The sequence below is a fragment of the Anaerotignum propionicum DSM 1682 genome (assembly GCF_001561955.1).
GTDB classification, from domain to species: Bacteria; Bacillota; Clostridia; order Lachnospirales; family Anaerotignaceae; genus Chakrabartyella; species Chakrabartyella propionicum.
Window position 1 is genome coordinate 625,932 of the sequence record NZ_CP014223.1, and the last position, 26,946, is coordinate 652,877.

The 26,946-nt window shown below is 37.5% G+C and carries 28 protein-coding genes, 1 tRNA gene, 1 other RNA gene and 2 pseudogenes; 28 read left to right on the forward strand and 4 right to left on the reverse strand.

The window, feature by feature from the left end; all coding sequences use genetic code 11:
- The first annotated feature begins 23 nt into the window (after positions 1–23).
- Positions 24–213: non-coding RNA, 6S RNA (gene ssrS, locus CPRO_RS02955), on the forward strand.
- Between the two features lie 294 nt (positions 214–507).
- On the opposite strand, the gene CPRO_RS02960 is transcribed toward ssrS, so the two are convergent.
- Entirely contained in the window at positions 508–885 is a 378-nt protein-coding gene (locus tag CPRO_RS02960; protein ID WP_066047710.1) for a RidA family protein, read from the reverse strand.
- A 290-nt stretch (positions 886–1,175) separates the two neighbouring features.
- On the opposite strand from CPRO_RS02960, the gene CPRO_RS02965 reads away from it, so the two are divergent.
- From CPRO_RS02965 to CPRO_RS03040, 15 genes are all read left to right on the forward strand, one after another.
- Positions 1,176–2,768 (forward strand): peptide chain release factor 3, encoded by a 1,593-nt coding sequence (locus tag CPRO_RS02965; RefSeq protein ID WP_066047711.1) that lies wholly within the window; start codon positions 1,176–1,178, stop codon positions 2,766–2,768.
- Between the two features lie 384 nt (positions 2,769–3,152).
- Complete coding sequence (locus tag CPRO_RS02970) at positions 3,153–3,794, forward strand: sigma-70 family RNA polymerase sigma factor (RefSeq protein WP_066047713.1); 642 nt, start codon at positions 3,153–3,155, stop codon at positions 3,792–3,794.
- Complete coding sequence (locus CPRO_RS02975; RefSeq protein ID WP_066047715.1) at positions 3,791–4,819, forward strand: anti-sigma factor family protein; 1,029 nt, start codon at positions 3,791–3,793, stop codon at positions 4,817–4,819. Before CPRO_RS02970 ends, CPRO_RS02975 begins: the two co-directional genes overlap by 4 nt.
- Positions 4,820–5,352: 533 nt before the next feature.
- Positions 5,353–6,480: an ATP phosphoribosyltransferase regulatory subunit gene (locus CPRO_RS02980; protein WP_066047717.1), complete on the forward strand. Its 1,128-nt coding sequence runs from the start codon at positions 5,353–5,355 to the stop codon at positions 6,478–6,480.
- Positions 6,473–7,099: an ATP phosphoribosyltransferase gene (hisG, locus tag CPRO_RS02985; protein ID WP_066053640.1), complete on the forward strand. Its 627-nt coding sequence runs from the start codon at positions 6,473–6,475 to the stop codon at positions 7,097–7,099. The genes CPRO_RS02980 and hisG overlap by 8 nt, the downstream gene beginning before the upstream one ends.
- A gap of 9 nt (positions 7,100–7,108) precedes the next feature.
- Positions 7,109–8,392, forward strand: coding sequence for a histidinol dehydrogenase (gene hisD / locus CPRO_RS02990; protein WP_066047719.1), 1,284 nt, complete (start codon positions 7,109–7,111; stop codon positions 8,390–8,392).
- A complete protein-coding gene (gene hisC / locus CPRO_RS02995; protein WP_066047721.1) occupies positions 8,389–9,453 on the forward strand; it encodes a histidinol-phosphate transaminase in 1,065 nt (354 codons plus the stop codon). Before hisD ends, hisC begins: the two co-directional genes overlap by 4 nt.
- Positions 9,454–9,463: 10 nt before the next feature.
- A complete protein-coding gene (gene hisB, locus CPRO_RS03000; RefSeq protein WP_066047723.1) occupies positions 9,464–10,051 on the forward strand; it encodes an imidazoleglycerol-phosphate dehydratase HisB in 588 nt (195 codons plus the stop codon).
- Positions 10,052–10,663: an imidazole glycerol phosphate synthase subunit HisH gene (gene hisH / locus CPRO_RS03005; protein ID WP_066047725.1), complete on the forward strand. Its 612-nt coding sequence runs from the start codon at positions 10,052–10,054 to the stop codon at positions 10,661–10,663.
- Between the two features lie 645 nt (positions 10,664–11,308).
- Positions 11,309–12,034: a 1-(5-phosphoribosyl)-5-[(5-phosphoribosylamino)methylideneamino]imidazole-4-carboxamide isomerase gene (hisA, locus tag CPRO_RS03015; RefSeq protein WP_066047729.1), complete on the forward strand. Its 726-nt coding sequence runs from the start codon at positions 11,309–11,311 to the stop codon at positions 12,032–12,034.
- Positions 12,031–12,789 carry an imidazole glycerol phosphate synthase subunit HisF gene (gene hisF / locus CPRO_RS03020; protein WP_066047731.1) on the forward strand — a complete coding sequence of 253 codons (759 nt, stop codon included), beginning with the start codon at positions 12,031–12,033 and terminating at the stop codon, positions 12,787–12,789. The genes hisA and hisF overlap by 4 nt, the downstream gene beginning before the upstream one ends.
- Before the next feature lie 10 nt (positions 12,790–12,799).
- Positions 12,800–13,450 carry a bifunctional phosphoribosyl-AMP cyclohydrolase/phosphoribosyl-ATP diphosphatase HisIE gene (hisIE, locus tag CPRO_RS03025; RefSeq protein WP_066047733.1) on the forward strand — a complete coding sequence of 217 codons (651 nt, stop codon included), beginning with the start codon at positions 12,800–12,802 and terminating at the stop codon, positions 13,448–13,450.
- Positions 13,447–14,289 (forward strand): histidinol-phosphatase, encoded by an 843-nt coding sequence (locus CPRO_RS03030; RefSeq protein ID WP_066047737.1) that lies wholly within the window; start codon positions 13,447–13,449, stop codon positions 14,287–14,289. Before hisIE ends, CPRO_RS03030 begins: the two co-directional genes overlap by 4 nt.
- Positions 14,290–14,591: 302 nt before the next feature.
- Entirely contained in the window at positions 14,592–15,137 is a 546-nt protein-coding gene (locus tag CPRO_RS03035; protein ID WP_066047739.1) for a glutathione peroxidase, read from the forward strand.
- Between the two features lie 105 nt (positions 15,138–15,242).
- A complete protein-coding gene (locus CPRO_RS03040) occupies positions 15,243–15,689 on the forward strand; it encodes a MarR family winged helix-turn-helix transcriptional regulator (RefSeq protein ID WP_066047741.1) in 447 nt (148 codons plus the stop codon).
- 164 nt (positions 15,690–15,853) lie between these two features.
- Here CPRO_RS03040 and CPRO_RS15695 read toward each other — a convergent pair.
- Positions 15,854–16,708: pseudogene (locus tag CPRO_RS15695) on the reverse strand (ion transporter).
- A 9-nt stretch (positions 16,709–16,717) separates the two neighbouring features.
- A pseudogene (locus tag CPRO_RS16110) lies at positions 16,718–16,975 on the reverse strand (helix-turn-helix domain-containing protein); the annotation flags it as partial.
- A 37-nt stretch (positions 16,976–17,012) separates the two neighbouring features.
- Here CPRO_RS16110 and CPRO_RS03050 point away from each other — a divergent pair.
- The 11 genes from CPRO_RS03050 to CPRO_RS03100 all read left to right on the forward strand — a co-directional run bounded on the left by CPRO_RS03050 (position 17,013) and on the right by CPRO_RS03100 (position 24,018).
- Complete coding sequence (locus tag CPRO_RS03050) at positions 17,013–17,741, forward strand: hypothetical protein (protein WP_066047744.1); 729 nt, start codon at positions 17,013–17,015, stop codon at positions 17,739–17,741.
- 18 nt (positions 17,742–17,759) lie between these two features.
- Entirely contained in the window at positions 17,760–18,242 is a 483-nt protein-coding gene (locus tag CPRO_RS03055; RefSeq protein WP_143149018.1) for a hypothetical protein, read from the forward strand.
- 2 nt (positions 18,243–18,244) lie between these two features.
- Positions 18,245–18,952 carry a distal tail protein Dit gene (locus CPRO_RS03060; protein ID WP_066047749.1) on the forward strand — a complete coding sequence of 236 codons (708 nt, stop codon included), beginning with the start codon at positions 18,245–18,247 and terminating at the stop codon, positions 18,950–18,952.
- Entirely contained in the window at positions 18,952–19,392 is a 441-nt protein-coding gene (locus CPRO_RS03065) for a BppU family phage baseplate upper protein (RefSeq protein ID WP_066047750.1), read from the forward strand. Before CPRO_RS03060 ends, CPRO_RS03065 begins: the two co-directional genes overlap by 1 nt.
- Entirely contained in the window at positions 19,392–19,955 is a 564-nt protein-coding gene (locus CPRO_RS16005) for a hypothetical protein (protein WP_066047752.1), read from the forward strand. Before CPRO_RS03065 ends, CPRO_RS16005 begins: the two co-directional genes overlap by 1 nt.
- A 381-nt stretch (positions 19,956–20,336) precedes the next feature.
- Positions 20,337–20,786 carry a nuclease-related domain-containing protein gene (locus CPRO_RS03075; protein WP_066047754.1) on the forward strand — a complete coding sequence of 150 codons (450 nt, stop codon included), beginning with the start codon at positions 20,337–20,339 and terminating at the stop codon, positions 20,784–20,786.
- Between the two features lie 8 nt (positions 20,787–20,794).
- Entirely contained in the window at positions 20,795–21,337 is a 543-nt protein-coding gene (locus tag CPRO_RS03080) for a topoisomerase DNA-binding C4 zinc finger domain-containing protein (protein ID WP_066047756.1), read from the forward strand.
- 65 nt (positions 21,338–21,402) lie between these two features.
- The gene (locus tag CPRO_RS03085; RefSeq protein ID WP_066047758.1) at positions 21,403–22,233 is read left to right on the forward strand and encodes a GIY-YIG nuclease family protein; all 831 of its coding nucleotides are present in this window, start codon (positions 21,403–21,405) and stop codon (positions 22,231–22,233) included.
- Positions 22,234–22,397: 164 nt separating this feature from the next.
- Entirely contained in the window at positions 22,398–22,700 is a 303-nt protein-coding gene (locus tag CPRO_RS03090; RefSeq protein ID WP_066047761.1) for a hypothetical protein, read from the forward strand.
- A 132-nt stretch (positions 22,701–22,832) separates the two neighbouring features.
- Complete coding sequence (locus tag CPRO_RS03095) at positions 22,833–23,654, forward strand: hypothetical protein (RefSeq protein WP_066047763.1); 822 nt, start codon at positions 22,833–22,835, stop codon at positions 23,652–23,654.
- 124 nt (positions 23,655–23,778) lie between these two features.
- Complete coding sequence (locus CPRO_RS03100) at positions 23,779–24,018, forward strand: PF20097 family protein (protein ID WP_066047764.1); 240 nt, start codon at positions 23,779–23,781, stop codon at positions 24,016–24,018.
- Between the two features lie 1,008 nt (positions 24,019–25,026).
- Here the strand turns inward: CPRO_RS03100 and CPRO_RS03110 are convergent.
- A tRNA-Pro gene (locus CPRO_RS03110) sits at positions 25,027–25,100 on the reverse strand.
- 499 nt (positions 25,101–25,599) lie between these two features.
- Here CPRO_RS03110 and CPRO_RS03115 point away from each other — a divergent pair.
- Positions 25,600–26,940, forward strand: coding sequence for a TrkH family potassium uptake protein (locus CPRO_RS03115; RefSeq protein ID WP_072743445.1), 1,341 nt, complete (start codon positions 25,600–25,602; stop codon positions 26,938–26,940).
- Positions 26,941–26,946 lie beyond the last annotated feature (6 nt).

The window sequence follows — 26,946 nt, forward strand, 5'->3', positions numbered from 1 at the left end:
ATTACGTTGTATAATGTAAATACAAAATCCTGAAGTGTTCGAGAGCTTACTATATTTGAACCTACAATACTGACTCGGGATTCCTATATGCAGAAGTTATGTCAGGCCCCAAGATAATTCCCTTTGGGCAGGGGAAGGCAGAGACTTTGGCTGCGGTTACCCACCTGGCTTAGGCTAGGTGTCAAGCGGTAAGAACGGCACTTCGGGATATTTTTATCCGAATAATTCATAAAATCAATTTTTGGCTAAGTTACCTAAAAAGTGACTTAGCTTTTTTTGTGTCAAGAATAATGAAATTTTTCAGTTGATATAATTTTTTTTAAAAACATTGGATGGATGAGGGTGGATTCATTGATGGCATTTCAGTAGAATTTATTGCAATAAAAACCCCGTATGAGAGGTCTCTCTAATACGGGGTGGATTTATGTTTCTAAAATACTCTTTATATAGTAGATTAGCAAAATAGCTTACACTTCTTACATTAAAAATAAATCGCTAAAGATGATTTTACTTTAATAATGCAATTACTTCAACTTCGCACAAAACGTTTTTGGGAAGGGTTTTCACTGCAACACAAGAACGAGCTGGTTTACTTGTAAAATATTTACCATAAATTTCGTTGAAGGCTGCGAAATCCCCCATATCTGCCAAGAAACAAGTTGTTTTAATAGAATCTGCAAAGGTTAACCCGTTTGCTTCCAGCACTGCGCTGAGGTTTTTCATAACCTGTTCTGTCTGTGCTTCAATTGTAGTTGCAACTACATCGCCAACAGCGGGATCAATGGCAATCTGGCCACTTGTGAAAAGGAAACCATTTGCAGAAATAGCCTGGGAATAAGGGCCGATTGCTGCGGGTGCTTTGTCTGTGCTTGTAACTTTAATCATAATTTCATACCTCCAAATTTTTTGTTTTATGGGTTCAAAGGGCTTTGGTAAAGCCCCGCGGGATTCCGTAAAATTGATGTCTCCCTTAAGCGCTATTACGTATAACCATATTTTATATCAAAGACATTTTCTCGTCAATGTGTTTTTATCACATACATATAGTTTGTACATTTTTTGAATTTGTACAATTTTATGTTTCCTTTTTTTAAAACTTCGGGTAAAATAAAAATAATGTGTATTTTTATTGGAAAGAATATGAATCAACAACGGATAGAAAGGAATTTACAGAAATGAGTATTTTGGAAGAAATCCAAAGAAGGCGGATTTTTGGGATTATTTCTCACCCTGATGCCGGGAAAACAACATTAACGGAAAAGCTTTTGCTTCACGGCGGAGCAATTCGTGAGGCAGGTACTGTAAAGGCAAGAAGAAATGCAAAATTTGCAAAAAGCGATTGGATGGAGATTGAAAAACAGCGTGGTATTTCCGTTACTTCTTCCGTAATGCAGTTTGAATACAATGGAAAGGTTGTATCTATTATGGATACACCGGGCCATAATGATTTTGGTGAGGATACCTATCGTATTTTAACATCTGTTGACAGCGCAGTCATGGTAATTGATGCGGCGAAAGGTGTGGAGGCTCAGACTGTGAAACTGTTTAAGGTTTGCAGTATGCGCCAGATTCCTATTTTTACGTTTATTAATAAGTTGGATCGTCAATCGAAGGATCCTTTGGAGTGCATGGCGGATTTGGAAGATGCTTTAGGTTTACCTTCAACGGCTGTGACTTGGCCCATCGGGAATGGACTTACCTTTGAAGGAATTTATGATAGATTGGAAAATAAGGTTTTTCTGTATCGTAAACAAAACGGCGTGGTTGACCTTGGACCACAGGGGGTTTTCGGAAGTGCCCTGGATGGCATTATATCTCAAGCAAATTTAGATATATTGCGAGATGAAATGGAGCTTTTGGATGGAGCAGGCAATTCTTTTGATTTGCAGGCGATTATGGAAGGAAAGCTTTCACCGGTATTTTTTGGTTCTGCATTAGCCGATTTTGGTATTACGCCCTTTTTGGAGCATTTCTTGCAATGGGCGCCTGCACCCGGGGTTAGAAAGACAACGAAAGGCGAAGTAAAGCCTACTGATGAATTTTTCAGCGGCTTTATTTTCAAAATTCAGGCCAACATGAATCCTGCCCATCGGGATAGGTTGGCATTTTTGCGTATCTGTTCAGGAACCTTTACCAGAGGAATGACAGTAACCTTATCCAGAACGGGAAAGCAGATGAAGCTGAGCCAGTCTACACAGCTGATGGCCAACGAACGGGAAACCGTAGAAACTGCCGTTGTGGGTGATATAATTGGTATTTATGACAGCGGAAATTATCAAATCGGTGATACCTTAACGGATACCAAGGAAAAGCTGTTTTTTGAGCCGTTGCCAACGTTCCCTCCAGAATTGTTTATGCGTGTTCACCCTGTAAATTCCCTGAAAGCAAAGCAATTCCAAAAAGGGGTGCAGCAGCTGGCGCAAGAAGGTGCAATTCAGGTGTATCATAACGATTTTAATGATGTTATTTTAGGGGCTGTTGGTCAATTGCAGTTTGAAGTTTTTGAATACCGTCTAAATAATGAATACAACTCTGAAGTGCGTATGGAATCCTTGGATTACTGTGTTGCTCGCTGGGTAAACCCTGCGACGGTTGGAGATATTCGAGATTATTTGGTGGCCAGAAGCACATTGGTTTATGACCGTTTTGAACGACCGATTTTGCTTTTCGCAAATCAGTACACATTGAATAATTTTATGCAGAAAAATCCCGATATTGAGCTTTGGGAAGCCTTTCATCTGGATGACAGTGAATACCAAGAAGGATAAGTTTTTACGGCGGACTCAAAAGGAGTTCGCCTTTTTCATGGGTAAGCTTATTAAACCTAAAAGTGCAGCTACTGTGTTTTCTTTGCCACTAGAAAGTTTCCAGAGCACTTGTGAGCAAATCCACTCAAGCAACCCCCTAGAGTATCCTTTGGGGACTAAAAGGGAGGCCATAAGATGCCTTAGAGATCGGATTTTGAAAAATAATTCAATTTATCGGAACTAAGGAGAGCCAAATACGTCAAAACAATTTATTTTATTTTTTCTCTGGAAATAATTTTTTAGTAAAATAAAAAAAACCTGAGTATTTCAAAAAAATGCTTTTGATTCTCTTTGCAATCTATATTATGATGGTTGTATAGAAAAAAAGAATGGGGGTGATCCAAAATGGCGATAGAAGCTTCCGCGGAACAGGGGATGAAACAGCTCATTTCCAGAGCAAAGCAGGGGGATATGACTGCATTTGAACGGCTGGTGGAGCAGCACGAAAAAATTGTTTACAATGTTACGCTAAAAATGATGAACCATAGCGAGGATGCAAAAGATATCTCTCAGGAGGTATGGATAAAGGCATATCGCAGTATAGAAAATTTTGATGAACGCTCGGCATTTTCCACTTGGATCTATCGTATTGCGGTGAATACCTGCATTGATGAAATGAGAAAACGAAAAGGGAAGCAATGTTTCTCTTTAGATAATGAGCTTGAGGATGATGAGGGAAGTTGGAAGCAAGAGATTGCTGATAAAGGCGATACCCCGGAAGAAAGCTTGATGCGCAAAGAAATGGAAAACGAAATTGTAATGGCGTTGGAAACAATTTCGGAAGATTATAAAACAGTATTTGTTTTAAGGGATATGCAGGGACTTTCCTATGAGGAAATTGCCGAAATTACAGGGTTGGCATTGGGTACGGTAAAATCTAGAATTTCCCGAGCCAGAAATAATTTAAAAGAAGAAATCTTAAATATTTGGGAACGAAACGGCAGGAAACCTCGTCATAAGAATAGAAAGGAGGGAAGCAATCCATGAGCTGTGAAAAATGCAGGGAATTGTTGTGGGAGTATTTGGCACAGGAATTAACGACGGAAGACACAGAATTTGTAACGGCACATCTTAAAGAATGTGGGAACTGTCAGGAAGAAGCAAAGCAGCTAGAAAAGATTATGGATTCCATAAAAAGCCTTCCTGAGGAGGAACTGCCTGAAGGGTATCATGAGGAACTGATGGGAAAATTGGTGGCAGAGGGTAAAGTTATAACGCTATTCCCTCAGAAAAAGCCTGAATATAAATGGAAACAATTCGGATTGATTGCAGCAGGAGTACTGTTAGTTGCTGTTTTCGGTGGTACCCAAGGCATTTTAAATATGCGTGGGCAAAAGGAAATAACTCAGAAAATGACGGTGGAAAGTGAATGGGATAATCAGGACTTTGCTGTGGCACAAGATGCAGGAGTACCAGAAGCTGATTTGAAAATAATGCAAGCAGAAGATACCGCACCTGAAATGAAAATGGCGAAGCAAGCAGAAAATAATGTGCCTGAAAAGAAGATGTCGAAACAGGTAGAGCGCAGTGTGCCTGAAACGCAAAATGTGCAACAGGTAGAAGAAAAGATGGCTGTGCAAGAACCTCCAACCAAAGAGAAACAAAGTGGTGGGGAAAACAATCAGCTGGAACAGCCCAAGCTGTCTGGTACTCTGAAGGCAGAGAATTCTATGGATCAGATGTCCGACGAGGTTAGCCCTCAGCTAGCTCGGACTGAGGCAAGAGGAATGTTAGTTGCCCAAAATGATGAGGCCCCTCAAGTAATACAGCAGATAATCCTCACTGTGGAAAATAAAGAGGGCATGTTGGAAAAAATTAGAGACTTGGCAATCTCCCTTGGCGGGTATGAAGGGGAGCAGACCTTAGCAGACAGCATAAAAATATTTATACCATCAACTAAAACCAAGGAATTTATGGATGGTCTAAAGGCTTTGGGACAAACCCGTTCTATGGAAGAACCTTCTCAAAATGCAGAATTCATTCTTTATGAAGTCACCCTTGAGTCAAAGTGATAAAAAGCGCTTTTTTCTAAAAGTAGGAAGAAGCGTTTTTTTGTTGCAGAAATTCAGACATTAGATTTTTTTATCCTTGCATAATACTCTTCATTTTTTGTGCACCAACCAATGAAGTATAGTTTCACTTACGAATCAACATATCTACCATAAATGATGAGTTCCAAATTTGGGGCACTTATGCTGTATTATCTGGATTTCATTTCTTCAATTTAATTCTCTTCTGATGGGGGTTTATCATAATATCTTGCCTTGATTAAGACTTCATAAAAATATTAAACATGACTTTTGTTAAAGTTAAAGTATGGTAAATATAAAAGTATATTTATAGTGAATCATCAAAGTTTGCCTATTTTTAGGGTATAACCCTAATTTTTTTGCGAATTGTGAAATACAAGCCATTATATCAATTTGCATAAAAAAATAGAAAGATAAAAACGAGTTTCAGCAAAGATGATAAACTTTAGTGTTCTACTTGACTAAAGTGGTAAACTGATATAAGATTAAAGTAAATTGACGTGCGGAGGTGCAACATGACATTGCCGAAAATGCTTTTGAAAAAAGAAGAGGAAGTTATATTTCGTTTGCGTGCTTTATTTGAGCAATTTGGATATAAGCAGTTTAAGATGAGTAAGTTTGAAGAATACGATTTTTATGCGGAGAACAGAAGTTTTTTAAGCTGCGAAAACATATTGACATTCAGCGGTTTAGATGGAAAGCTTTTGGCGCTTAAGCCCGATGTAACCCTTTCTATTGTGAAAAATACAAAAGGTAATGATAAAGTTTCTGAACGGGTTTACTATAATGAGAATGTTTATCGTGTGAGAAAAGGTTCGGGAGAATTTAAAGAAATTATGCAGGTGGGGTTGGAGTATATCGGTGAGGTGGATCGCTATGCAACCCTTGAAGTCATTCGATTGGCTCAAAAAAGTTTGGAGATTGTAAGCCACGATTATATTATAGATATTTCCCACATGGGTTTTGTATTGGGCATGATTGAAGAGCTTGGTCTAACCAATAGCCAAAATGAAGCCTTGCTCAAAGGAATCAGCGAGAAAAATATACATAGCATTCAGACCCTTTGCAAGGAATTCCATGTGAAGGAAGAGATGAAATCAGCCCTGGTTTCCATGACTTCTCTATATGGCACCATGGATGATTGTTTGGAAAAAGCCAAGGCTCTTTGCTTAAATGAAAAAATGAAGCTGGCTTTAGAGGAACTGGAAGGGGTCTTTTTGGCTCTTAAGGCAAATGGGGGTAGCGAAAAAATGAAGCTGGATTTTTCTGTTGTCAATGGCATGGATTATTATACAGGTATCATTTTTCAGGGCTTTATCAATGGAGTGCCCAGTGGGATTCTTTCCGGAGGGAGATACGATAATTTGGTTCACAAATTAGGAAAAAATAGTGATGCCATTGGCTTCGCCGTCTATCTGGATTTATTGGAGCGATATGACACACCACAAAAGGAATATGACACAGATATTTTATTGTTGTATGAAGAAAATACGGATACAGGGGCATTGCTCAAGGCCGTTGAAATGTTGACAGATAATGGGCAAAGTGTGATGGTACTAAGGAAGAATAATCAAACGGTTAAATATAGACAGCTGTGGAGTATGAAGGAAAGGGGGCTTGAAATCATTGCAGAAAATGATTAATATTGCCTTGCCAAAGGGCAGGCTTGGAGAAAAGGCTTATGGCGTTTTTGAAGAAATTGGCTATGGCTGTCCTTCTATTCGAGAAACCAACCGTAAGCTGATTTTTGAAAACGAAGAAAATGGTGTTCGTTATTTTTGGGTAAAGCCCTCGGATGTGGCGGTCTATGTGGAGCGAGGGGTTGCCGATGTGGGGGTCGTTGGTAAAGACATTTTGTTGGAGCAGTCCTCTGATGTTTACGAATTATTAGACCTTGGCATGGGAAAATGCCGCATGGCGGTGGCAGGAAAAAAGGGTGGCAGAATAGATACAGACCGCACCCTTCGGGTAGCCACGAAATTTCCCAATATTGCTAGGGAGTATTATAGAAAGCAAAGCTTAGAAATAGAAATCATTGAGCTCCACGGTTCCATTGAAATTGCGCCGATTTTGGGAATGTCCGATGTGATTGTGGATATTGTGGAAACTGGAACAACCCTTTTGGAAAATGATTTGGAGCCATGGGAGGATATTGTTTCAATCAGTGCAAGATTCATTGCTAATAAAGCGAGCTATAAATTTTTGAATGAACCTATTCGCCAAATGTGTGAAAAGATGAATGAGGCTATTAAGAAATCCTGAGGTGATACCATGATAAAACAGTATACTTATAATGAGATTCATATTAAAGATATTTTTTCTCGAACGGAAGAAAAAAATGAAATAGCCGAAGTGGTTACAGAAATTATAGCTACTGTGCGGCAAAAAGGGGATATAGCGCTAAGAGAATATAGCTTGCGTTTTGATGGAGCTGCATTAGAGGACATGGAAGTGAGTCCAGAGGAAATGCAAAAGGCATATGATGCAGTAGATAAGGAGTTTATCTCCATTCTGGAGGAAGCGGCAGAGCATATTCGTGGGTATCATGAAAAACAAAAACGTTCCGATACCATGTATATGCCAAGGGAGGGAGTTATTTTAGGTCAGAAAATAACGCCCTTGGAGAAGGTCGGTTTATATGTCCCGGGAGGAACAGCAAACTACCCTTCTACGGTTTTAATGAACGGTATTCCCGCTAAAATTGCAGGAGTAAAGGAAATTATCATGGTGACACCGGCAAAAGGCGGGAAAATTAATACTGAGGTTTTGGCGGCGGCAAAAATTGCAGGGGTTGATCGCATTTTTAAAATCGGCGGGGCACAGGCCATTGCCGCTTTGGCATATGGTACAGAGACTATTCCTAAGGTGGATAAAATTGTAGGGCCGGGAAATGCTTTTGTTGCGGAAGCGAAAAAACAGGTTTATGGAAGGGTTTCCATTGATATGATTGCAGGACCCAGCGAAATTTTAGTAATTGCTGATGGACAGTCAGAAGGGGCAGTGGTGGCGGCGGATTTATTGTCTCAGGCGGAGCATGATGCAATGGCAAGCGCTGTTTTGATTACAGATAGCAAGGAATTAGCAGAAGCGGTTTCGGTATGTTTGGAAGAGCAGATTCCTCTTTTACCACGAAAAGACATCGCAAGAAAATCCATTGATGATAACGGGAAAATTATCCTGTCGGAAAGTATTGAGGAAGCCATTGAAATTGCCAATCAAATTGCCCCCGAGCATTTGGAATTATGTGTTGATAACCCTTTTGAATATCTGGCACAAATTCGTCATGCAGGCTCTATCTTTTTGGGTAGAAATGCTCCCGAAGCACTGGGGGATTATTTTTCAGGCACAAACCATACCTTACCAACGGCAGGAAGTGCAAGATTTGCAAGTCCGTTATCAGTGGATGATTTTATCAAGAAATCTTCCTTTACTTATTACACAAAGGATGCCCTATTAAAAGAAGCAGAAAAAATCAATACCTTCGCCCAAAGAGAGGGCTTAACTGCCCATGGCAAGTCTGCTATGATACGTTTTGAGAAGGAGGGGGAGAAATGAGCCGTTTTTTAAGTTCCAGATTTGCAAATTTAGTGGCATATACCCCTGGGGAACAGCCGAGAGATCAGCAATATATTAAGCTCAATACCAATGAATCACCCTACCCCCCTTCTCCAGAGGTAATCGAGCGGATCAATGCCGACGAAGTGAAACGACTGAATTTATACCCCGATCCAGCGGGGAAATCTTTGAAGGAAAAGCTTGCAAAGCTGTATGGTGTAGAAAAGGAAAACATATTTCTTTCCAACGGTTCCGATGATATTTTAAATTTTGCCTTTATGGCTTATTGTGATGAGAAAAGAGGGGTGGCTTTTCCTGAAATCAGCTATGGCTTTTATCCTGTCTATGCTGATTTATACCATGTTACCCATGTGAAACTTCCCCTTAGGGAGGATTTTTCTATCGATTATAAGGATTATTGTAATATCAACAAGATGGTGGTCATTGCCAATCCAAATGCACCTACGGGAATGGAAATCGGTTTGTTTGAAATAGAGGAGATTTTGAAATCCAACCCAAATTATGTGGTTTTGATTGATGAAGCCTATGTGGATTTTGGTGGAACTTCTGCTGTTGGGCTTGTAGGAAAGTATCCTAACTTGATGGTATCCATGACCTACTCAAAATCCCGTTCAATGGCAGGGGCTAGGCTTGGGTTTGCCATAGCATCAAAGGAAATCATAGAAGATTTGGAAAAGATTAAGTTTTCCACAAACCCCTATAATATTAATCGCCTAACCTTAGTGGCAGGGGAAGCGGCAGTGGACAGCAATACTTATTATAAGGAAAATGCAAAAAAAATCATAGCGACAAGAGAAACCACGGTAAAGGCATTAAAAAATCTGGGTTTTCTGGTTTTAGACTCAAAGGCAAACTTTATTTTTGCTAGACATGATAAAATCTCTGGTGGAGAATTCTATGCAGAGATTAAGAAAAAGGGTATTTTGGTGCGGCATTTTGAGAAAGAAAAAATTCGGGATTTTGTTAGAGTTACCATTGGGACGGATGGGCAGATGGATATATTTTTACAGAAAACCGCAGAAATTTTAAACGAGAGATAGGAGGAATTCCATGGGAAACAGCGTAATTTCAAGAAAGACGGCGGAAACGGAGATTAACCTTTCTCTTTCATTATATGGCACAGGTAAAAGTGAAATCTCTACAGGTTGTGGATTTTTGGATCATATGCTTACCCTTTTTGCAAAGCACGGACGGTTTGATTTAACGGTAAAATGCATAGGGGATACTTATGTGGACGATCATCACTCAGTGGAGGATATCGGCATTTGCTTGGGCATGGCTTTTGCAGAAGCATTGGGTAAGGGCGCAGGAATTACTAGATACGGACACATTATTTTGCCTATGGATGAGGCATTGATTTTAGCGGCAGTGGATATATCTGGTCGTGGACATTTGGAATATGGCTTGCAAGTTCCCACAGAGAAGGTGGGCACCTTTGATACACAGCTGGTGGAGGAATTCTTGATTGCCTTCACCAGAAAAAGCAACATAACCCTGCATGTTCAACAGATGGCTGGGAAAAACTCTCACCATATTATAGAAGGCACATTTAAGGCGATTGCTCGCTGTTTGGGAATGGCGGTTACCATTCAAGAGGCTTATCAGGATGAAATTCCTTCTACGAAAGGGGTGCTGTAGATGATAGCAATTATAGATTACGGCGTAGGGAATTTGTTTTCCTTGAAAAGCTCTCTGGGGGTTATCGGTGCTGAGGTTCAGGTGACAGGGGATGCGGACGTTATTCGAAACAGTGAAAAGATTATCCTTCCCGGTGTTGGTGCCTTTGAGGATGCCATTGGAAAGCTTAGGGAAACAGGCTTGGATATGGTAATACTAGAGGAAGCGGGAAAAGGAAAACCTTTACTCGGTATTTGCCTAGGGATGCAAATGCTATTTGAAAAAAGCTATGAATATGGAGAGCATATGGGTTTGGGTTTGATTGAAGGCAGTGTGCAACCTATTGCCCCTGTGATTAGAGAGGGGTTAAAGGTTCCTCATATTGGTTGGAATGGGCTAATCTTTTCAAAGAAAAGAAGTGTTTTATACCGCTACATAGAAGAGGGTGAGTGCGTTTATTTTGTACATTCCTTTGCGGCTATGGATTGCGATTCTGCGGTAACGGCAACGACGGAATATGGTGCAATGCTTACTGCATCTGTAGAAAAAGAGAATGTATACGGAACCCAATTTCATCCGGAAAAAAGCGGTGAGGTAGGGCTAAAGATATTAAAGGCATTTTGTGAATTGTAGAGTTTAAGACCTTGGGTTCACCCAAACCCATCCGCTTTTTGAAAAAAGCGGAGCAAAAATTTTTATATCAAACCGTGTATACACGGTTTGTAAGGGTCAAGGGAGGAAGTCCCTTGTGGGGAATTGGGGCAAAGCCCCAAGGTCTATGTTTTGCATTGTAAGTTAAGAACTTGGGTTTCACCCAAACCCATCAGCTTTTTGAAAAAAGAGGAGCAAAAATTTTTATATCAAACCGTGTATACACGGTTTGTAAGGGTCAAGGGAGGAAGTCCCTTGTGGGGAATTGGGGCAAAGCCCCAAGGTCTATGTCTTGCATTGTAAGTGAAGACCTTTACCTAAACCCAACCGCTTATTGAAAAAAGAGGAGCAAAGACTTTTATAACAAACTGTGTAACATAGTTGCAATGGGGTCAAGAGGGGAAGTCCCTTGTGGGGAATTAGGACAAAGCCCCAGGGTCTATGTCTTGCATTGTAAGTGTAGACCTTCACCTAAACCAACCGCTTATTGAAAAAAGCGGAGCAAAAACTTATATATCAAACCGTGCATACACGGTTTGCAAAGGGTCAAGGGAGGAAGTCCCTTGTGGGGAATTGGGGTAAAGCCCCAAGGTCTTAGTCTTTTTATGAATAGAAAGAGAGGAACTTATGAAGCTTTTTCCAGCGATTGATATAATTGAAGGATGCGCCGTCAGGCTAGTAAAAGGCGATTATGCACAAAAGACAGTCTATAGTAAACAGCCCGTTGCTGTTGCGAAAGGATTTGCAAAAGCCGGGGCGACTTATTTGCATTTGGTGGATTTGGAAGGTGCTAAGGATGGAGGCACTCCAAATTTGGAGGTAATCCGAAAAATTGTGAAAGAAAGTGGACTGTTGGTTGAGGTTGGCGGTGGCATCCGTTCGGAGGGAACCATCCAAACATATCTGGAAGCAGGGGTTTTTCGCGTCATTTTGGGTACGGCGGCAGTGGGGAATCCAGATTTTTTAAAGGATATGGTAGTAAAATATGGTGAGAGAATAGCCGTTGGTGTGGATATTAAGGACGGTATGGTAGCCGTGAAGGGTTGGACTGAGCTTTCTCAGGAAAGCTGCTTTGATTTTTGTGAAAAGCTTGAAAAGATTGGCGTGAAAACTATTATTTGCACGGATATTTCAAAGGATGGTTTACTTGCTGGTACTAATTTGGCATTGTATCGGGATCTATCAGAAAAATTTAGGGTGGATATTGTTGCTTCAGGCGGAGTAACGACCCTTGCAGATGTAGAGCAATTACAAAAAATGGGTCTCTATGGTGCGATTTTAGGGAAAGCCTTATATACAGGAAATATTGATTTGAAAAAGGCCATTGACATGACAAAGGAGGAGCGCCTATGATCACAAAAAGAATTATCCCTTGCTTGGATGTGCGGGATGGGCGTGTAGTAAAGGGTGTTAATTTTGAAGGGCTTGCCGATGTCTCATCTCCGGTTGCTTTGGGAAAGTTTTATAGTGACAACGGTGCAGATGAGTTGGTTTTTTATGATATTACTGCTTCTGTGGAAGGCAGAGGGTTGTTTACCGATATTTTGCGTCAGGTGGCCTCCCAGATTTTCATTCCCTTGACTGTTGGCGGTGGCATCAATACCATTGAAGATTTTGACCGCGTTTTAAAATGTGGTGCGGATAAAGTAAGTGTAAATTCAGGAGCAATCAAAAATCCTAACCTAGTGTTAGAGGCGGCAAAAAAATATGGAGATCAGTGCGTGGTTCTATCTGTTGACATGAAGCGGGTGGACGAGAAATTTATGGTTTTTGCAAAGGGTGGCAGAGAAAATACTGGCATGGAAGCGCTGAGCTGGATTAAGCGCTGCGAAAAAATGGGCGCAGGAGAAATTGTGGTAAACAGCATTGATACCGATGGCGTGAAGAAAGGCTTTGATTTGGAAATGCTTGAGGCGGTTTGCGATTTTGTTTCTGTACCTGTGATTGCATCTGGGGGTGCTGGTTGTATCCAGGATTTTGTGGATTTGTTTCATGCTTTGCCTAAAGTTGATGCAGGGTTGGCAGCATCTATTTTTCATTTTGGTGAGGTTACCATCCCAAATCTGAAAAAGGCTTTGGCAGAAAACAACATTATTGTAAGAAGATAAGGAGAACAATATGCTGAATATCGAGGAATTGAAATTTGATGAAAAAGGACTGATTCCTGCGCTTGTAGTGGATGCAAAAACCAAAAAGGTATTGACTTTGGCATATATGAACAGAGAAAGCCTTCAAATCAGTTTGGAAGAGGGTAGAACCTGTTTTTGGTCCAGATCAAGACAGGAGCTGTGGCGTAAGGGTGAAACATCGGGGAATATTCAAAAAATTGTTTCCATTACTGCTGATTGTGACAAAGATGCCTTGATGGTTGTGGTTGATAAAAATGGTCCTGCTTGTCACTTAGGTGAGGATTCTTGCTTCCATAACCAAGTTTTTATTCAGGAAAACTATCAGAGTTTTTCTATGGATAGCTTGATGGAGTTGATTGAGGGAAGAAAGGCAGAAAAAAAAGAAGGTTCCTATACAACGTATCTATTTGAAAAGGGGATAGATAAAATACTGAAAAAAATCGGAGAAGAGGCAACAGAGGTTATCATTGCGGCAAAAGATAAAGACAATCAGGAAACCGTTTATGAAATTGCGGATTTGGCGTATCATGTGATGGTGCTTATGGTGGAAGCGGGAATTTCCTTGGAGAATGTTCGGGATGAGCTGGCTTCTCGCCATGTGATAGACCATAAAGTGAAGCAGGAGAAGATGACAAAATGATTCCAAAAATGAATTTTCATACCCATACAACCTTTTGTGATGGAAAAAATACGCCTGAGGAAATGGTTCTTGCGGCCATTGAGAAAGGATTTAAAGCGTTGGGATTCAGCGGACATAGCTATACCTATTTTGACGAGGCATATTGCATGAGCAAAGAAGGCATCAAAGAATATCAAAGAGAAATTCAGCGTCTAAAGGAAGCCTATGCCCCCAAAATTGCTGTTTACTGCGGTGTAGAACAGGATTTTTATTCTTTAGAACCTATTTCTGATTTTGAATATGCAATAGGTTCTGTTCATTATATCAAAAAAGGGGAACAGTATTTGCCTGTTGATGAAAGGGCCGATATCATGGAAAAGGATATTCAGGAGTTATTTAGCGGTGATTCCTATGAATATGCAAAGGTTTATTTTGAAACGGTAGCTGAGGTTTTGAAACAGACAGGAGCAGATATTATTGGGCACTTTGATTTGCTGAGTAAATTTAATGAGAAACAAACTTTTTTTGATACAGAGAATAAGCGATATCGTGAATATGGAGTTGGTGCCATTGAGGCTTTGATTCCATATGGGAAGCCCTTTGAAATCAATACAGGTGCAATTTATCGTGGATTGCGGAGTCAAGCTTATCCCTCCATCAATTTTTTGAAAGAGATTAAAAAACGAGGTGGGAAAATTATTTTCTCCAGTGACAGTCATGATTGCAATTCTTTAGGCTTTTGTTTTAAAGATATGATAAAGTTAGCCATGGAGATTGGATTTCAATCTACGCTGATTTGGACAAGGAAAGGTTTTGAGGAAGTGGGTTTAAAAGATTCAGTACTAAAGGATAATCTTTGATTGAAAAAACAAAAGTTAATATATTTATATAATTCATTTTTCCTCACAATTTTGCGATATTGTGAGGATTTTTTTCTAAGGTGGTTGTTTGATAACAGTTGTTTATCCTAAAAAAAATTATTTTATGAGAATTAATTTTCATATACATTTATTCTCTCGAGTATAATAAGATATTTTTTCTTAATAAACAAATGAAAAAATAATTTATAAAAGACTTGACAATACAAATTTAATTGCGTACAATAAAATTGTAAAAAATATAAAACGAGAAGTATTTAATTAATATAATTGGAGGTAATAAGATGAGTATTTACGATTTTAAGGTTCAAGCAAGAGATGGCAGTGAGGTTTCACTTAGTGATTATAAAGGCAGGGTGCTTTTGGTAGTAAATACCGCGACAGGATGTGGTTTTACTCCTCAGTATAGTGATTTACAAAAAATTTATGAGGCTTATCAAAAAGACGGACTGGAAATCTTAGATTTTCCTTGCAATCAATTTGCAGATCAGGCCCCCGGTTCTGATGAAGAAATTCATACTTTTTGTACAGGTCGTTTTGGAATTACCTTTCCACAGTTCTCAAAGGTTGATGTAAATGGGGATCAGGCAATTCCCTTGTATCAGTGGCTAACCCAAAATACTGAGTTTGGAGGGTTTGATAAGCTCCATCCCCTGGGAATATTATTATCAGGTATGCTGAAAAAGCAGGATTCCGAATATAAAAAGAGCAGCTCCATCAAATGGAATTTTACTAAATTCTTGATTAATCGTAATGGAGAGATTGTAGAACGTTTTGAGCCAACAGCTTCTATGAAAAAAGTGGAAGAAAGAATCAAAGAAATTTTATGATTAATTAGAATTTTTTGATAGAACCACTGCTTAATGAGGGGTTGCTTGTAAAGATTGATTATGATAAACTAAATTGTTTAAAATGCAATTTAGGAGGTTCTAATTATGAATGAAGAGTATGATTTGTTAAAGTTAGAAAATCAGCTTTGCTTTCCACTATACGCTTGCTCTAAGGAGATCATACGTCGATATAAACCCTATCTTGATCCTTTGGATTTGACTTATACCCAGTATATAACGATGATGGTTATGTGGGAAAAAAGTGAAATTACAATCAAGGGCTTGGGGAAAATTCTCTATCTTGATTCCGGGACTTTGACCCCTGTATTAAAAAAACTGGAGACAAAGGGTTATATTAGCCGTGAACGATCACAGGAAGATGAGAGAAATGTATTTGTTACAATTACGGAAAAGGGACAGAAACTGAAGGCGGCTGCAGCGGAAATACCCATTAAGCTAGGTGCTTGCGTGAAACTTTTGCCTGAGGAGTTCCAACAGTTGCAAAAACTCTTGCATCAGGTGCTTTCTGGTTTGGAGATTAATTTACCTTAAGTGGTAAGATTTACTTTGTCAGGCATGGTGATTTACAAAAGAAAACCACTTCCTTTTAAAAAGAGGGGATTGGTTAATTTTATTATTTTATTGCTAAAGTAGGTACTAGGATTGCTTTTGTTAGTAATATAGGGAGAACTAATGAATCATAATAGATTGTATGTTTATGCCCCTGAAAAGGGGCTATAGTTTAATTTCTTGCTTTGATTAGAAATAATTGTGACATACATTCTAACTGCAAAACTACTCAAAATAATCATAACAATTCCGACAATAGAAGAAATCATGCTTACTACTCGGCCTAAATCACTGTTAGGATATACATCACCATAACCAACAGTAGTGAGTGTAATAACTGCCCAATAGAAAGCATTAAAAAAATTATTGAATGTATCTGGGCACAACAGAGAACATAACTAATGCAGAAACTAACACACATATGTACTTGCGAGTATGCAAACAGCTAGGAGCGGTCTACGCTCTTTTTTTATTACAGCAATCATTGTTTCAAAATTTTTAGAGTATCTAAGAAGTTTTAAAGTTCTGAATGCTCTACCTAGTCGTAAGAGTTTTAAAAGTTTAAAACTAGCATTGATCCCAATAAATGATGGAAGGATTGAAAACAAATCAATGATTGCGAAGAATGTAAATGGATACTGCAAAATGGCTGTGACCGTAGACTTTTGTGATTTTAATCCACATGTAATCCACCTTAAGATATAATCCACAGTAAAAGCTGCAACTGTAATTTTATCAATGAAAAGAAAGATACTGTTACTACCTTTAAAGAAAAGGGGAATTATACTAACTAAAATTAAAATGAACATTAGTTTATTGTAGAGACAACTTACTTTATTACCAGGTGTGCTAGATTCTATTACATCGTAGATACACCATTTAATCACATCTCTATCAGGTTCACTTGATGCCATGTCTAATTTTTTCATAAAATCAATTCCTTTACAAGCACAGAAATAACCTTTTTTTGTATGACTAAGTTCATGTTTTATAGATTTCATATCACTGTCTTATTTTAATCGTTTTACCATGTCTATTACAAATTGCAAATCTTCCGCCGATACCCCGCGTGCAGTATCAAATAGTATATGCAAGTTAGGATTCTGTGCTAATTCCTCTGCAATTTCTCGTGCGTCATCGTTAATGTAATACGGTGTTTCTTCTGTCTTAGTTTCTCCTGTCATCAAGTATTCAAGTGATACACCGAAATAGTCGGAAATTTTTTGAAGTTTATCTTGCTTTGGTGTGTACTTGCCTTGCTTCCAGCTAGTTAATGTCGCAGTTCTAGAGGACGCCTACAAATCAATGAGCGAAGCAATATCTAAAAAATATGAAAATGGGTTCATTGACTTAAAAACCTATATTACCAATACGAAAAAAGAGCGGGATAAGTATTTACAGGGAAATAAAGAAGCTTGGGTGGGTTCCACTCAGGAAATGTTTGACGAGGTAATATCCATTTACAATGATATTGTTGCAGAGCAACAGAAAATGGCTGACAGTTTGGCGGATTACGGAGATTTATTCTCCCGTGATGACGATGGCAAGGTTCAACTTGAGAATATTGAAAAGCAAATTGATGCATTAGAAAAGTATGAAAAAGCTCTGGACGATTTAAAAGGAAAGGGCATTTCCGATGGGTTACTCAATGAAATTGCTGGAATGGGGGTTGAGGATGGGACGGACGTTGCACAAAAGCTTCTTGCGAAAAGTGAGGCCTCCTTCCAAAAGACGATTGAGGATTGGGAGAAAAAGCAACTAAAGGCTCAGGAGATTGCAGATAAGTTTTATAAAGATCAGAAAGATGAGTTGAAAACTAACTATATAGATGAGTTGATATCTGATCTAAATGGTTTGGAAACAGAGGCATATGATGCCGGTAAGAATATTGCGGAAAACGTAACCAAAGGTATTGTGGATGGCGGAGGTTATCAAAGCCAAGGACAAGGAGAAGAAAAAGCCCCAAAAGGAAAGAGCGATGGGGGAAGCAGCGATGGCATGAAAGCAGTCCTTGCAAAATGGGAAGCTGACTAGGCTTTGATTCAGGAGCAGATGCAAACCTACACGGATATGTTGATTGAAAAAATTAGTGTATTAGAGAATGAATCCATTGAAATAGGCTATCAAAGTATGTTAGGCATGGCAAAGGGCATTGAGCAGGGGGAATCAGAAGTTGTAAAGGCTATTACAAGAACTGTGAGAGCTGCTATCGAAGCGGCTAGGGATGAGTTGGATATCCATTCACCTTCCCGTGAATTTGAAGAGATTGGTGATTATTCCGTAGATGGATATATCAAACCATGGAAAGGCCGTGCTGCAGATGTAGAGCAATCCATACGTGATACCCTCAGGGCTGGGGTGGATATTGCAAGGCAACAGATTACCAATACCTCAAGTGCCACTACAATCAACGAGGGCGATTTAGTATTACAGATTGCAAACGTAAATAATGGGAGTGATCGGGATGTGTCAGACTTCTTGCGAGTGGGTGAGTTCATGAGAAAACAGCGCAGTTCAGCAAGAGGGGGGAAATAATCATGCAGCCTTATTTCACATTTAAAGGAATAAGAAGCACTGACATGGGTATTATCGTGACAAAAGTCCCTCCTATCACGAAGCCGGAGCGAACGGTTTTAGAAATCAAGATTTCCGGAAGAAACGGTGTATTACATAACGATGAAGGGACCTATCTGAATTATACAAAAGAAGTAGAGTGCGCCATTAAAAATAAGGGGAAAGATGTACCTCAGTATGCGGAAAAGATTAATGCATGGTTGGATGGGTATGGAGAAATTACTTTTTCCAATGAACCGGATAAGAGTTATCGTGTATTGGTAAAAAATCAAATGGATATGAATGGAGTTTTGAATAGTTTCTCGAAGTTCCTGATACAATTTGATACCTTCCCTTTTAAATATGCTGTAAATGCTTTTGCGGATCATTTTATTCTGACTACACCCAAGACCATTACCAACAATGGAAATGTTTATGCAGAACCAACTATCACGGTTTATGGGAATGGCAACATTATTTTAACCGTAAACGGCACGAATTATGGATTGAATGGTATAAGTGGCAGTGTAACCATTAATAGTGAGATGATGGAAGTTTATAAAGACGTCACTAATGCAAACAACAAATACTCTGCTTTGGATTTTCCTCGGTTTCAGGTAGGGGAAAATAGTATCAGTTGGACAGGAAGTGTCACAAAAATAGAAGTGGAACCGAAATGGAGGTGGTTATAATGGCCCAAGTTTATGATAAGTTTGTTGTTGATGTGAAAGTAAAGAGAGATAGCATTATTACGGCTGTGCAGAACGACTCTAACAGCCGTTTTTTAGATGTTTATTTGAAGGACAATGGGTTGCCCATTGATCTTGCAGGTCATGAGGTGCGAATTTATTGTAGGAAGCCCGAGGACGGTGGCGAGATTTACAATAACGGTGTGATTACGGAGGCGGCTAACGGCAGGTGTCAATTCCCTCTAACAGATCAAACCCTTGCAAAAGTGGGATATGTGGAAGTGCAGATTATGATTTACTACCAAAACGTACAAATTTTGCAAACCATGGAGTTTAAAATTCATGTAGTAAAAAGTTTGTTCTCCAAAAATGCTGTACAAAGTAGTAACGAATACGGCGCATTGGTGGTGCTATATCAAACCTATACGAAGCCTATGATTTAATGACTACTATGGTGCAAAATATCGGTGTTCCCGGGGAGATTGCACAGCAGCTTACCATCGATACCATGTGGGATGCTTGGGAATACCTTTGCAATTATGTTTCCGAGGATTTAACCACATTGCTACAGAATGCAATCAATAACAACTCTGTGGATGGGGTTGTGCAGAGGTTGGGAAATACTGCGGACATAGGCGGAACGGCAACGGCAGGTACGGTAATGGGGAAGCTAAATGCATTAACAGATTTTAACTGGAATTATCAGATGGTTCAGAGGGTAAAAAGCAGTGCTGTTACAACAATTCCAGCACCGGTAGCCAGCGGCACCCAAGGAACGGTAAGTTTTGGTATTGAGTTTGATACGCCTGTTCCATTGGATTATATAAAAATAAATATCTTAAGTGTTCCTAGTGGTATGGTGACAGGTCTGGGATTACAGGGAATATCAGGCTTACTTTTTATTGTGATCCACCCTATCATAATACGGAAAAATATTATGATACAGGAGAGGATGGTTTTGGAGAAGAAATGCATATTTTTTGAGGGATACACTAAGAGGTATTAAAGGGAATTTTGTTTTATCATATAATGATGATGAATTTATCAGAGAGCTTTAAAAGGATTTTGTAATTGAAGAAGTTGAGCGGTCTCATAATTTAAAAATGGTTATGGGTGATTTGGGTAGTACATACAACATACAAAGAATTAATTATCAGAAATTTCTGATTTAATATATGCTTAAGGTGAACTAAGGAAAACAGTCTCACGGAGAGCTACATTAAATATATGTCTTAATAAAATACGAATAGTGATGCGAAAAATGCTACAATTGGTGATATGAAAGCCGATTGTAGCATTTTTTTGTATTTGTGGGAATATTTTGCAAAATTACATATAATGGTTTATAATATATAATTAATAAATAATTCTTGTTAGGGGGAAAAACATGTTATATATTTATTTGCTTTTACTCTTTATACTCAGCCCATTTTTACTGCTATTCGTTGTTATTATTTATAAATTCTTAACATTTGATAACCAATATGATAAATCAGTTTATAAAACCATTGTGGATATTCCCAGGTCAAAGGTGTTTTTCGATAAAGGGTACTATGGGGAGTATTTGACTGTCAGATGCTTAGAGGGCATTTCTGAAAAAGAAAAGTTCCTGGCTAATGTGTATTTAAATAAAGCTGCAAAAGAAGGACAAACAACGGAGATTGACGTTGTGTATATTAATGAATATGGTATTTTTGTCTTGGAGAGCAAAAACTATAGTGGTTGGATTTTCGGAAATGATAAAGCAAAGTATTGGACACAGAGTTTGAATAAAAGAGTTAAGAATAAATTTTATAACCCCGTTTTTCAAAATGCTGGACATAATTTCTGGCATTAAAAGCCACGTTGGGATTTAGTTTTGACACTACATATAAAAGCATAATTGTTTTTAGTGAGCGTTGTGAATTAAAAAATGTTACGGTGCAGACACCTGACGTTTATGTTATAAAACGAAATAATATAAGGAAAATTGTTCAAAGTCTAAGCCGTACTCCTGTATTAACGGAGAACGATATTTCTGAAATTTACAATGTTCTATCAGCTCACACAAAAATAGATGAAGAACTAAAACAGAAGCATATAGAAGATATAAAAAATGACATAGAACGTCCTAAGCAGGCTTCTTTTGAAGTTAAGAAGGAGATTGAAAAAGAAGCATTCGGGGAAGAAAAAAGATTACCTTCTGAAGATGATAGTAAAATTTGCCCTAAATGTGGTGCACCCATGGTTTTGAGGATTGCGCAAAAAGGTGCGAATAAAGGGGCAGAATTTTGGGGTTGTTCCAAATTTCCTAAGTGCAGAGCAATTGAGCAGGTTGAAGAAAGTCACAATAATGATGTAGCGAAAGAAGCTGTGGAAATTGAGGATGTTCATAAGCAACTTGCATAGGATAATATGAAAATAAAATAAGGCGAATTTACATAGGGGTATAACCCTAATGTCAAGGAGGATTTATGCAAAAAACAATTACATATCTGTATCCAGATGAAAAGAACGCAGCCAATTTAAAAATGTACCAGGACCGCACAAACCAAATCAAGGCGTTTTATTTTACTCGTGAAAGTTACAAAAAGGTATATGAATTACCTTGTTCGTTAAACTATGCAATTTACTTTCTATTTAATGATAGTGAAGATGAGAGCGTTGTGTATATTGGACAATCTGTGAACGGAATACAGAGGATTGAAGAGCATGTTAGGCGTAAAGATTTTTGGACATATGGTATATTGTTTGTCACGGACAACAATAGCTTCGATAAACTTTCAATTGATTATTTGGAGTACGAATTTATACAGAAGTTTAAGAAAAGTAGCTATGTATTAACAAATAAAGATCTGAGACTTAATAAGCCCAATATTAGTGTTTACGATATTCCTAATATTGAGACCTTCATTTCTCAAATTAAATTTTTGTTAAGTGCTGAGGGCATTGATATTGATGAACAGCAGGATAGGAACGAATTAATAAAATACTATTATCCACCGACAAAACACAATGCTAAATTGTTTGTAAAAGATGGAAGGTTTATATTGGCAGCAGGAAGCGAAATTAAAAGGCCGCTAGAATCAACAAAAGATTGGAAAGACAAGAATCATTACAAAAGAGGGAATGCAATAATAAATAGTTATATAGCAAATGAAAAAGTTAAAGAAATAGATGGGAAGCTAATAACTCAAGTTAATTTGGCGTTCAAAGCACCTTCGGCACCGGCTGATATGATAACTGGATTATCTGAGAATGGATGGAAGTTTTTTAAAGAGTTAGAGGAGATAAGAGGTAAATAAATTTTATAGTGGGCGAAGACTGGATGAATAGTAGAATATCACAAGTGATTTTTTTATGAGCATAATTCTTATTAAAGTTAGTTTCTCATTATGTTTAAAGTGTACTTAATTAAAATAAGTTGAGATACTAAAGACTATTTTTATAATTTGAGAGGTAATTGAATATGAAAAATGTTATATTAAGTGCAGATGGAGATAGAGTTGTTTACTCTGTTCCTGACGATGTTGCTGACAACTTGGATAGGTATTGTAACCAATTCTGTAATGAATGGCTACATACAAGCCCTAATGCGAAAAAATATAGGGTTGAAGACGTAGTTTGTTACAACGAGGCTGATTTCATCGATTACTTAAATAAATGGGTTTTCCCAGACAAGCCGTCGAAACCTATAAAAAATCTCGGTTGGATTGAATTTGATAATCCGTTGCCGAAAGAATATGAAAACTGTCCTTGGTTTAACTTTTGATCTGATAAAAAATAGGGTAAGATTAAGGACATGTCCCGTAGCAAACCCAACTTTATAAGCAGTAATTATATTGATTGTAGCAAATACTAATTATTTAATAGATAAAAAGAACCCTTGAGAGGAAATAAAGATATGAAAAAAAACAAATATGATGAAAAATTTCCTAAATTACTCAATTCCATTGTTTGTGCAATAGATATACTAGGGTTTTCCGATATGATACTAGATTCTTGTAATAATGGATTAGGAAATAATTTGCTGGGTGAAATAAATTACCTTATTGAGAAAAACAAAAAGTGTATTATTCCTGACAAGTATAGTCAAGGAAAAATTAAAATATTTACGGACAATATGGTTGTTGCATATCCAATAGATAATGATGGGGAATCTGAATTAAATGAGATATTGGATAATGTTGCAGAGTATCAATTCAATTTAGCGTTAGAAGGCCTTTTTGTTCGAGGTGGAATAAGCATTGGCGAATTTTATATTAATGAAGATATTGTTTTTGGGCCAGCTTTGTTAGATGCTCATTATCAAGAAAGCCAAGTAGCCTGTTATCCAAGAATTGTTTTAGATGATAAAACTGTAGGGCAAATACAAATACATATACAGAACTACAATAAGATGCCAGAAAACCAGAACATTCTAATTGACACCGATGGTAAATGGTTTATAGGGTATTTAAACACTATTTTTAAATATTATAAAGAATGCAATAACGACTACGAGTTTGGATTAGTTAAAATTAAGCTATTAGAAAAACATAAAGAAAAACTTGAGGAAATGTTAATGAAACATAAGGAAAATATATTTGTTTGGGATAAGTATGTTTGGACTGCAAATTATCATAATTTTTTCTGTGATTTGTACTTCCCCCTGGAAACAGATTTAAAAATTGCTAAGCACTTATTACTTTCATGGCCTAGACAAATCTCAACTGGTGATTTTTGAATAAAATCTTATTTGAACAATATGAGCATAACCTTTAGGAAACTTCAGGTTATGTTTAAAATGTACTGATAGTATATAAGGTATGAGAAAAAATATTTATATTTGATTTGGAGGAGGGGTGGAGGTGAAGTGTCCATATTGTAATCATGTTATGAAACGTGGTCATATTCAATCCGGTAATCTCTTATCATGGACTCCTGAGGGAGAGTCTTCAACGGGAGTAAGTCGGTGGTCAAAGAGTCCAAACAGCATCGTTTTAGCCAACTGCTCTCTTCTTTCGGGATCTGCGGTTGATGCATTTTATTGCCCTAACTGTAAAAAAATTATTATTAATGTGGACAACCAAAATGAGTTTACCCTGTAGTAAATGAGTTTTCATTATGTTTATATCAGGGATATCCTTTGGGATTGTGAGTAACAAGTTAGCTCGAAAATTCCTAAAATGATAGATTAGTATCATAATCGGACGTTTACATAGTAGCTCATAAAGTGGATAATTTAAAAATTCTGTTATGTTTAAAAGCTAAAACACTCACAGCATAACCAGTTTGAGGGGTGTGCAGTTGTACCATAATGAGCAATATCCTATCCAGATAGAAATATGATTAATATAAGACGTGTTATGAGTTTTATTTTTATATAATGTCTGAAATAAGACGGCCTGAGATCTAATAAAAAGAGGATAAAAAATGATTGATCAACAGGAAATCATTATAATTTTAATTTTGTTTTTATTTGCTGTGTCTAATAACATGTTTTGTCATAAACTTCTTATGATATCAGACGTGAATCATAAAAACTATAAAATATATATTCAAATAATAAAATATTACAGAATAATTATAAATATAATATTATTATTTATTCTTGGTATATGTATCTATTGTATTTTTTTGATGTAAGGCTAGTTATCTCATTGTGGTGAAACGAAAAAATATATTAAAAAGAATTTTTTTCAGTATGCATTAAAATTGTATTTTTTGAGGAATGCTTCATTGCTTAAAGCAAAAGACCTAGATTTTGATAGTAGTATGAGGTAAGGTGGACACATATGTTTTGATCCAGTAGGAAAGTGGACATATGTAAACGTAACCAGTTGATGGGTGCACAGTATGTTTAGACATAGAATTAAAAGAATATTCATATAATGTCGAATAATGTAAATAAAAAAATCCGTCAAAAATACATTTTGTCGGATTTTTTTATAGCGTACTTGCTTTTTGATGAAAAAAGCCATGCATAAAACCATGCATAGGTAACATTTTTTAGTGTTTTTTAACGTGATTTACCGCAAAATCACCTCTACAAAACAAAAACAAAAAAGCGTTAAAAACCCTGTAAAATCAACGTTTTCAACACCTTTTATAAGTCATCGAGGCGACAAGATTTGAACTTGCGACCTCTACATCCCTAATGTAGCGCTCTACCAAGCTGAGCCACGCCTCGCCGACGACTTCTATATATTACAACAGGAAAAACCAAATGTCAACACTTTTTTTATTTTGTGCCTGAGAAATAAATATTGTTTTTATTCATTTAATAATAGTTAAACTTTTAGAGATTTAGCCCAAATACAAAAACGAAAAACAAGACTTTTGAAGCATTTTTTGCAAGGGATTTTTTTGGATTCTTTTATCTTATGAAACACCTCTTTCACAAAACAAACCTTGTAAAAAGAGTAGATTCATAAAATTATATAAGATTTATATTATTTTCAAGCAAAACGGGGAGAATAAAGGTATCTTTATACAATCTTAATGCTCTGGAGAATATTTTAATTCCGTTTTAACTAAGTATGGAGTATGCTGTGAGATGTTGTGAGATGCATTAAAATCTTGTTTTGCAGAATGTAAGTGCATTCGTTATCATGATATTTATTTGGGGAATACAAAAGGAATTATGCAGATTGGATTAGTAGGGGGCGTTTGAAATAAAGGATAAACTTATGAAGCATTTTGCGGATATCTCACCAATGAAGGTAATTCTTTTTGGATATTGTTTTATTATTTTAATTGGAGCGTTATTGCTGATTATGCCGTTTGCCAGTCAGGATGGAAAATACACGGATTTTCTGACGGCTATTTTTACGGCGACTTCTGCAACGTGTGTAACGGGATTGATTGTGGTAAATACATATACCCATTGGTCCTTTTTTGGACAGCTTATTATACTTTGTTTAATTCAAATTGGCGGTATTGGGTTTATGACTTTTTGCATTGCTGCTATTTCACTAACGAAGAAAAAAATTGGTTATATTTCTCGCTCGTTAATGCAGAATTCAATTTCCGCACCTCAGCTTGCGGGAATTGTGCGTATGACAAAATTTGTAATATATGGGACTCTTTTGGTAGAAGGAAGTGGGGTGCTGTTTCTTTCAAATTTTTACATTCCTCGTTATGGTTTAAGCAAGGGGATTTGGTATTCCATATTTCATAGTATTTCTGCCTTTTGTAATGCTGGTTTTGACTTGATGGGGGAGAAAACGGAGTTTATTTCTTTTACAGCGCAGGTAGGTAATTTATATGTCAATTTAATATTAATGCTTCTTATTATTGTGGGCGGACTTGGCTTTTTTGTCTGGCAAGATTTATTAGAAAGCAAATTGCATTTTTCTCGAATGCATCTGCATACGAAGCTTGTTATTTTTTTAAGCAGTATTTTGGTTATTGGTGGTGCGGTATTGTTATATACCAGTGAAAAAGGTGGAGCTGAATTTCAAATGCTCAATTTTTCGGAACGGATTATCGCTTCGTTCTTTCAATCTGTCAGTGCAAGAACGGCAGGATTTAACACCATTGATATAGGTTCCATGACACAAACAGGTCAGTTTTTAATAATATGTCTTATGTTCATTGGCGGTTCCCCAGGCTCAACAGCGGGTGGTATAAAAACAACAACTTTTGCTGTGCTTACGCTAAGTGTGCTTACCACCTTCTGGCATAGAAAATCTATTGAGGTTTTTGGACGCAGAATGGAAGAGGGCATTACCCGATTGGCATCTTGTGTTTTTATGATTTATCTATTTTTGGTTTGCTTTGCTGCTATGGTTATTTCTCGAATAGAAGGGATTCCACTGCTTTCTGCTTTATTTGAGAGTGTCTCGGCAATTGCCACTGTAGGTTTAACTACAGGGATTACACCCATTTTGGGAAATACATCTTTGATTTTATTAATTGTTTTAATGATTATTGGCAGAGCCGGTTCGCTTACGATGCTATTGGCTTTTTCATCCAGAAAAAATCCTGCGGTATCTACACTTCCGCTGGAGAAAATTCAAATTGGTTGATTGTTT